We start from the raw sequence: 8,775 nt of genomic DNA, 5'->3' as shown, positions 1-8,775 counted from the left end.
ATAAGCGTGTACAACGGATTATGCATTTTCCCAGTAATCCGTTAATATGCATAATCCGTTGTACACGCTTATGGTTAACATGAATACCTTTAGCTTTTAATGCGTGATAAATGCGTCTTACACCATATCGTCCTTTATGTTTATTAAACAATTTTACTATTTCCTTGGTTAATTCTTCATTTCTTATAGCTACTTTATCATCTTTCGATACTTCAAAATAATATGTTGATTTAGATAATCTCATAGCTTTCAATAGATATTTTAGTTTGTATCCTTGCTCTCTAAGTTCTTTGATGATCGCTGCTTTTTCGCCTTGAGATGCGCAGCTTCCTTTTCCTTTCTCAAGGCGATCGATTTTTTTAATACTTCAATTTCTGCTTTGATATATTCATTTTCAGCTCTTAATCTAATTAATTCTTCTAATTCAGTTTCATTTAAATCTCTTTGTACTATTGTTTTCTTGTTCATATCAGGATTCTTGCATTTGCGACCTTTCTTAGATTCTACAAGACCATTATATCCTAATTCTTCGTATTTGCGAATCCAAGAGTACAATAAACCTTTATCAATTCCCGCGTCAATCGCAACAGACGTCATGGATTTACCTGTTAAATATTGATTTATTAAAACTAACTTAGCATCAGGTGTCCACTTATAATTTTCGTTTGAATGTTTCAAGATATTAGGTCCGTGTTTATCATACATTCTTGTCCATTCTCTAATTTTATATCTAAAAGAATGTTGTTTGACTTTCTCGGGTGTTGGTGGATATGTGCCTGTTTCTTTATAGAATTGTACACATTCCAATTTAAACTCATAACTATAACGCATATAAAAATACCCTCCTTACTGGCTTGTCCAGTAAAGAGGGTACATATCATCGTTCGAGCGTTTTTTCATCACGAACACTTAACGCTACTTGAAAATAATGATTCCCTTTTTGATTTTGGGCAACGAAATCGACCTCAAAAGTATCAATTTTGCCTACATAGACATCATATCCTTGACGCAGCAGTTCTAAATATACAATATTCTCTAAAATATGTCCGGCATTCATTTTCCGGTTTCCCTTAGTTAAAAATATTACTCTTGTTGATTACTCAACTTTTCCGATAAATCGGTAATATATCTCAATTTCCTGTATTCTTTCGTTATCCTCATTCGTTGTCGCTTCATGTATGAGGATTTTTTCTATCATTGCATTTAATAACGGTGCTGTCAATTCCTTTGGTATGGAATATTCCTTGATTAACTCAATCCACTTTTCAGCACCTATCATATCCTGTTCCATTTTACTTAGTTCTTCTCTTAGGCTTGTTATCTGCTGTTCCAGTTCTATCTGTTCTTTTTGGTACTTGCTGGACAACATCACAAAATTTCGCTCTGTTATCTTCTCACAGGCTCTATCTTCATACATTTTCGCAAATAAACGGTCAATCTCACTTTGTCTGTTCTCGGCTTTCTTCAATGTACTTGCCTTTTTCTTCTTTTCCCGTATTCGCTCTGCATTGCCGACTTTCTGTATCTTGTTCAATGCCTTTTCTTCGTCCTGCTGTACTGCCTTAGCCCAATATTGCAATCGTTCCAATACGGCTTGATACAGCACATCATAGCGGATATAGTGCATAGAACAATTACCTTTGCCAAACTGCCCGTAGTAACTGCAAGCATAATAACTGTATGGCGTTTTATTTGCCTTATTCGTTCCAAATCTCATAGACCAGCCACAATCCGCACACTTGACAAGCCCTGCAAATATCGGCGTTGCCTTTTCCTTTGTCTGTCTGCGTCTTGATTTTATCTGCTCCTGCACACGATAGAACACTTCCTTGTCAATAATCGGCTCATGCGTGTTTTCTACTCGAAACCATTCACTTTCGGGTTTACGCACTTTCTTTTTACTCTTGAACGATACCGTAGACTGCATATTGTGGACACTGTTTCCGATATAGACTTCACTTTTCAATATCGCCTTGACATGAGCAATCGTCCACTCATAACGTTTACTTTCGGGGTTTCCCTCAAAGATATGTGCAAACGTACCATACCTTGTAAAATTCAGCCATGACGCTGTCGGAACTTTTTCTGCTCTTAACTGCTTTGTGATTTTTGCACTTCCGTAACCTTGATAGGCTAGAGAAAAGATTTTTTCAATAATCCATTTTGTTTCATCATCAATCAACAGTTTTCCTTTGATGTCAGGGTGTTTCTTATATCCTAACGGAGCATAAGCACCGTAATGAGCACCCTCCGCAAACTTTGTCTTAAATGCTGATTTGACTTTACGGCTTGTATCTCTTGCCACCCATTCATTGATGATGTTCTTAAATGGTGCAATCTCACTTTCGCCTTTTTCGCTGTCTACACCGTCATCAATCGCTATGTAGCGGACATTATGACTAGGGAAATACAATTCTGTATATTGTCCTGTCATAATATAGTTTCTGCCAAGTCGGGAAAGGTCTTTTGTTACAACACAGTTGATTTTTCCTGCCTCTATATCCTCAATCATTCTTTGAAAACTCGGTCTGTCAAAATTTGTTCCCGACCAGCCGTCATCAATATATTCATCAATGACATTCAAATGATGTTCTTTTGCATATAAACGCAACATACTTCTCTGTGTGGTAATGCTGGAACTTTCGCCCTGTAATTCATCATCTCGGCTTAACCTAAGATAAAGTGCAGTATTGTAAATCTGTTGTTTCATTGTCAGTTATCCTCCTTTATAACTAACCCGTGTTTACAATACCTGCTTGCAAGTAAAGTATAACACGGGTACTTTTTGTCATTCAATCTATTTCTTACAACTGCACCGATTTTATGCGATTGTCTGCTTTGCTTTTTCCAGCATGACATCAGTTAGAAGTTCTTCCATTGTTTTGCCCTTTTCGGAAAAATGCTCTTTTACTACAATCTTTGTCTTTCCTCTGTTGCCAATGCCACACTTGCCATTTTTCTTTTGAATTGTTTTTACAGCATTATCAATAACACATACCCCCTTTCTGTAAAATCTTTCTAAGCAATTCAACGGCTTTTGTCATAGCCCACAGGAGTTCCACCTCTGCATAGTTCTTATGTAGCCGTACCCATTGCGTGCGACGCTCTTAATGCTCAAGCTGTGGCTGTACGGGAGTATCATTATCTGACAGCACAGGTCATGGCGATAAAAGAGAACAAATCTTTTACAAGAACACAAATAGAGTTCGCTCGCTTTTGCAGGGAAAAGGTCATGGCGTATTTGTTTCAACGGCTTGCTGTCTGTCAAACGTATTGAATTGCTTTATTCAGTTGTCAAAGAACACGAAAGAAGAAAATCATCTTTCCTATATACCGCGTTGGAAAAGAGGGGAAATGTAACCAAAATTCAAAACTTTTTCCATTATTAGTACAAATGGAACGGTTCATTTTGACAATCAACGGTTCATTTTCTCCTTTTTCACTATTATCTGTACAGCAAACGTCCATTTGCTAAGTTGAAATGGAAAAATTTTAACTTCTTTTCTTGCACCATATAGGGATAGAAATTGTCATTTTGCTAAGTTAATGACGAAAAAAGATTATTTTTCTTTTCACACCCTAACTACCCAAACCATACCGTTACTGCCAACAATAGAATGAAATATTTTCTTTGCACCATATAGGGAACGGAAACCTTAAATTGTTAAGTTTAGAATAAAGTATTTTCCTCTTTTCACATCAACACTCAACTGCTAATGCCTGTTTGAATACAAATCAAGAAATGACATAATAATTTCTTCTTTCTTGCACCAACACTCGACACGAGTAAGATATTTGAATACAAATTTAAGATAGTTTTTCCTCTTTTCATAGAACACTGTCCACTAATCAGGAATTTCCGTCATTTTTTCAAAACTTTTTTCTTCTTTCACATCATATAGGGACAGCAAGCCCTGATTTAATGACCTATTTTCAAAAAAAGTTTAGATTTCCTTTTCTCGCACCATATCTGTACGCAAGTAGCTGTTTTGTTGCAGATTTGATAAAAAAGTTCATTTTTCTTTTCCGTTCCATATAGGGAATAAAAATGACTCTTTGCTGACTAAATCTGAAATTTTTCAATTACATTAAAAAATACCGTCATTCTCTTGTGGAACAGCGGTATCTATTCGTTCTTCTATGGTCGATTTTTCTAATTGTAATAAATGTTTATGCTTGCCTTTGAGTTCTGCCTGTTCAATCATATCTTTCAGTATCGTTGTATGATTTTCTTTATCTAATGCCTGTACCATTTTTATGGTTGGTGCGACTTGTCTTTGTAGCCAATGCAACGCTTTTTGTAAAGTGTAAGGCTCTGGTTTTGTGGTTAAGCGTATCGGCTCTCTGTTTTCCCCTACAAACCATGCCCAATCATCATTTGTTATCCATTGACTTTTTGGCTTGTCGTCCTCTCTGTCAACAAAGCGGACATAATGATTGATGATAGAAAAAGCGGTGCGTTCAGCGTCCCGATAGGTCAGTAAATCTACAACCGCATAATAGGCTCGTTCATTCTTCATGCGTATTTCAAAACGGTTCTTAATCTCCGTATCTTCAATTTCTGTGCCATTCTTGGCATACTGCTCATAATTCTTCTGATAAGCACACATATATAATTCGCTACTTGTTGAACCGAGATATAAGGTTTCTCCTGTATTCTTTGGTAAATCGCTACCGCATTTTTCTGTACCGCTGTAATCTTTCTGCATACGGAAGTAGGAGATACATTCGCCAGCCTTGTATTTTTCCTTTAACTTTGGAATATCCAATATTCCTGCTTTATCATTGATAGCCAAATCAAGCCGTTTCATCACACCACCAGCCGTCATACAATCCAGCATGAAGTTATACCATGAGCGTTCCTGTGCCAGCAGATAACATTCCATTTGCCGACACCCTCTGCCTTTCAGTTCTAACAAAACACCTAAATGCTCCTGCATAGAACACATGATGTTGATGTCTCCTAAAACATATTTGCTTTCATATCCGTACTTTCCAAAATCTTCATAAAGCATATAATCAGCTTTCAGTTGTAATACATCACGAATAATCTTTAATGCGTCCGTAGTAGGAAAGCGGACACGAAAATAATCAATCAGCAAAAACAACGGTTCTTGCGGATTGAAACGCTCAATCTGTTTTTCTATGACTTCTCTTAATTCATCATTCAATGGCTGTTTCCCTTTTTCAATGCGGTTGTAATATTCACGGCTGATACCACAGGCAACAGCAAGTTTTGTTTGTGTTACTCCATATTCTTCACGCTTTTGTCTTAATACTTCAATAAAGTTTTTATCATTCATTCTTCAATTCCTCCAATCAAAAAAGGCAACTACCATATTTGATAATTGCCTATACTTAAATTTCTGCAAAAGAAAAAGACAATCAATTTCTCGTTTGAAATCAACTGTCTTTCTTATGCCTTATTCAATTTTTCCAAGTGATAACGGCATAATTTATATCACACCATGTAAAATGCAGTTTTGCCTTGTAAATACAGCGTTTTCCGCTTAGTAGTGTATATTGTCTCTTGTTTTTTTGCCCCCCTTGTTAGATAACGGGGGCTTGATGTTCGCTCGCAAGCTCGCTCAACTGCCGAAGTGAACCAGCCACTAAAAACGGCGGAAAAATCTAAGAGATTTTCCCACCGCCGTGTCTGGATCACTCCGTCTTTCTATTCATTTCTTATATCCATCTTGTTTAATCTTAAATATTACAAACAATACTCCTTATCAAACAAAGTTTTGCACCTTTCGATAGCATTTTGTACATATTCATCTTGCACTATATAGTAAATGTATTTTCCTTGTCTTTGACTTTTTACTATACCATTAGCTTTTAATATATTTAATTGGTGGGAGACTGCTGAATGAGACATCTCTAATTCTTCCGCTAATTCTCCAACACATCTTTTTGTTTTTAATTCAAGCACTATCCTTAATCTTGTAAAATCTCCCAGCGTTTTGAAAAATTCCACCAATTGCAAGCAATCTTCTATAATAAGTTTTTGCATTTTCATCTAAATTATAAATTATGCACTCTTAATGCTCTAATAGCATTTAATATTGCAATAATCATGACACCAACATCTGCGAAAATAGCAAACCACATATTTGCAATACCTATTGCACCTAGTCCAAGACATGCAAATTTGATAACCAATGCAAAGATGATATTCTGATATACAATTCTAAGGCATTTTCTCGAAATCTTGATTGCTTTAGAAATTTTTAGTGGGTCATCATCCATAAGAACGACATCAGCAGCTTCAATCGCCGCATCAGAACCCATCGCTCCCATTGCAATACCAATATCTGCACGAGTCAATACAGGTGCGTCATTAATTCCGTCTCCAACAAAGGCAAGTTTATCTTTCTCTGCTTTTACAGAAAGTAGTTCTTCAACTTTTGACACTTTATCTGCTGGAAGTAATTCGCTATATACTTCATCAATTCCAAGCGATTGAGCCACTTGGTCTGCAACACGTTTAGCGTCTCCTGTAAGCATTACTGTTTTTTCTACACCAGCTTTTTTCAATTCTGCAATCACTTCTTTTGAATGTGGCTTTAAAATATCGGAAATTACGATATGTCCAGCATATTCACCATTGATTGCCATGTGAATGATTGTTCCAACTCTATGACAATCATAATACTCCACACCTATTTGTTTCATAAGTTTGCTGTTTCCAGCAGCTACCTCATGACCATCTACTTTTGCAATAATTCCATGTCCACTGATTTCCTTTATATCAGAAACTCTGCTACGGTCTATCTCTTTCCCATAGGCTTTTTGCAAGCTCTTACTGATTGGATGAGAAGACGCACATTCTGCTAAAGCAGCATATTCCAAAAGTTTCTTTTCTTCCATCTCATTGTGATGAACAGCACTTACTTCAAATACTCCTTGTGTCAAAGTTCCTGTTTTGTCAAATACTACATATTTTGCTTGTGATAAAGTTTCCATATAATTAGAACCTTTAATCAACACCCCTTCTTTACTTGCACCACCGATACCTGCAAAAAAGCTAAGCGGTATACTGATAACCAATGCACATGGACAACTAATTACAAGGAAAGTAAGGGCTCTGTAAATCCATACTCCCCATTGTGCTGTTTGACCTAAGAACAACATTTGTACTAATGGTGGCAATAACGCCAACGCTAATGCACCATAACATACTGCTGGGGTATATACTCTTGCAAATTTAGAAATAAAGTTCTCTGATTTAGATTTTCTGGAACTTGAATTTTCTACAAGCTCTAAAATTTTTGAAACTGTTGATTCGCCAAATTCTTTTGTTGTCTGAATTTTTAAAACCCCTGTCATATTGATACAACCACTGATAATTTCATCGCCTTGTTTTACATCACGAGGTAAACTTTCACCTGTTAATGCACTTGTATTAAGGCTAGATGAACCCTCTATTACAATACCATCTAATGGAACTTTTTCTCCAGGCTGAACGACAATTATACTTTCTATACCGACTTCGTCAGGGTCTACTTTTTCTAGTTTTCCATTTCTTTCTACATTTGCATAATCTGGTCGAATATCCATCAACGCACTAATATTTTTACGGCTTTTTCCTACTGCGTAACTCTGGAATAATTCTCCAATTTGATAGAATAACATAACAGCGATTGCTTCATTGTAATCTCCACTTCCAGAGTAAATTGCTAGTGCAAAAGCTCCCACTGTTGCCACTGCCATTAAAAAGTTTTCATCAAAAACTTGTCGGTTTATAATTCCTTTGCCTGCTTTCTTTAAAATATCATAGCCGATTATTAAATATGTTGCCAAGTAAAGTAATAGTTGCACAATTCCTGTTACCTGTATCAAATTCAAAGCAATAATCATAACTGCCGCAATAATAATTCTTGTCAACATTTTTTTCTGCTTCTTATTCACAGTCCATTCCTCCTATTTATTTTATATATGTTTAATTATTCATATAATCTTTTTAAATTTGCACCCCTTTTGTATTTAGGGGTGCGTTTTTTCTAAAGTTCAATCTCACAATCTGGCTCTACCTTTTTGCAAGCCTTTAAAACATCATTCATAACTGCTTTTGGTTCTTTTCCATCTTCAAACTCTACAATCATTTTTTGTGTCATAAAGTTTACAGTTGCATTTGCTACTCCAGCTGTCTTTTTTGCTGCATCCTCCATAAGATTTGCACAGTTTGCACAGTCAACTTCGATTTTGTAAGTTTTTTTCATGATAAATATCTCCTTTCGTGATTGTTATTTAAACTTCCATTCAACAATTAAGCACTTGTTTAATTGTTATGACTGTAGTATAATTCTCTCATAACCTAAAGTCAACAGAGATATGTGATTACCTACTAAATGGGCGAAACACATTTCTAAACAGAGCAAAATGAAAGGAAGATTGTATATGTCTTATATGAAGTTACCACATAATCATCATAACGAAATAGATAATACTGAGTTATTAGAACAACTTAATGATATTCAACACTTTCAAATAGTTTCAGAATTATTTAAACAATTAAGTGATCCTACACGTATTCGTTTATTTTGGCTTTTATGTCATTGTGAGGAATGTGTTCTAAATCTATCTGCAATGATGAAAATGACAAGTCCTGCCATATCCCATCATCTTAGAGAGTTACGAAACAAAGATTTAGTATCTAGCAGACGGGTAGGGAAAGAGGTTTACTATAAGTCAGCAAATACAGAGCAGAGTGTATTGTTACATAAAATGATTGAAAAAATTTTGATGATTACCTGCCCTGAACATAAGGAGTAA

The 8,775-nt window shown here is 35.8% G+C and carries 10 protein-coding genes; 1 reads left to right on the top strand and 9 read right to left on the bottom strand.

The genetic code is table 11. The features are described from left to right. The 9 genes from EUBDOL_RS11215 to EUBDOL_RS04780 form a co-directional block, all read right to left on the bottom strand. Nucleotides 1-244 (bottom strand): IS3 family transposase (locus EUBDOL_RS11215; protein WP_004799119.1); only part of this gene is annotated, 244 nt, incomplete at its 3' end. Between the two features lie 17 nt (nucleotides 245-261). Further along, nucleotides 262-831, bottom strand: coding sequence for a helix-turn-helix domain-containing protein (locus EUBDOL_RS04815; RefSeq protein ID WP_004799116.1), 570 nt, complete (start codon nucleotides 829-831; stop codon nucleotides 262-264). Nucleotides 832-877: 46 nt separating this feature from the next. Next, nucleotides 878-1,057 carry an ATP-binding protein gene (locus EUBDOL_RS04810; RefSeq protein ID WP_004799114.1) on the bottom strand — a complete coding sequence of 60 codons (180 nt, stop codon included), beginning with the start codon at nucleotides 1,055-1,057 and terminating at the stop codon, nucleotides 878-880. A gap of 39 nt (nucleotides 1,058-1,096) precedes the next feature. Beyond that, nucleotides 1,097-2,710, bottom strand: a complete 1,614-nt coding sequence (locus EUBDOL_RS04805; protein ID WP_004799112.1) for a recombinase family protein — start codon at nucleotides 2,708-2,710, stop codon at nucleotides 1,097-1,099. Between the two features lie 111 nt (nucleotides 2,711-2,821). After that, complete coding sequence (locus tag EUBDOL_RS04800; RefSeq protein ID WP_002303258.1) at nucleotides 2,822-3,031, bottom strand: hypothetical protein; 210 nt, start codon at nucleotides 3,029-3,031, stop codon at nucleotides 2,822-2,824. A gap of 1,057 nt (nucleotides 3,032-4,088) precedes the next feature. Further along, a complete protein-coding gene (locus tag EUBDOL_RS04795) occupies nucleotides 4,089-5,303 on the bottom strand; it encodes an XRE family transcriptional regulator (RefSeq protein WP_004799066.1) in 1,215 nt (404 codons plus the stop codon). A 410-nt stretch (nucleotides 5,304-5,713) separates the two neighbouring features. Then, entirely contained in the window at nucleotides 5,714-6,013 is a 300-nt protein-coding gene (locus tag EUBDOL_RS04790; RefSeq protein ID WP_235713692.1) for an ArsR/SmtB family transcription factor, read from the bottom strand. An 11-nt stretch (nucleotides 6,014-6,024) separates the two neighbouring features. Continuing rightward, complete coding sequence (locus EUBDOL_RS04785; RefSeq protein WP_004799063.1) at nucleotides 6,025-7,911, bottom strand: heavy metal translocating P-type ATPase; 1,887 nt, start codon at nucleotides 7,909-7,911, stop codon at nucleotides 6,025-6,027. A 92-nt stretch (nucleotides 7,912-8,003) separates the two neighbouring features. Continuing rightward, a complete protein-coding gene (locus EUBDOL_RS04780; protein ID WP_004799061.1) occupies nucleotides 8,004-8,222 on the bottom strand; it encodes a cation transporter in 219 nt (72 codons plus the stop codon). 178 nt (nucleotides 8,223-8,400) lie between these two features. On the opposite strand from EUBDOL_RS04780, the gene EUBDOL_RS04775 reads away from it, so the two are divergent. After that, complete coding sequence (locus EUBDOL_RS04775) at nucleotides 8,401-8,775, top strand: ArsR/SmtB family transcription factor (protein ID WP_172583753.1); 375 nt, start codon at nucleotides 8,401-8,403, stop codon at nucleotides 8,773-8,775.

This window comes from Amedibacillus dolichus DSM 3991 (assembly GCF_000154285.1).
GTDB lineage: Bacteria > Bacillota_I > Bacilli_A > Erysipelotrichales > Erysipelotrichaceae > Amedibacillus > Amedibacillus dolichus.
Note: the sequence above shows the minus strand (reverse complement) of the source record. Positions and strands in the feature narration are given on the sequence as shown.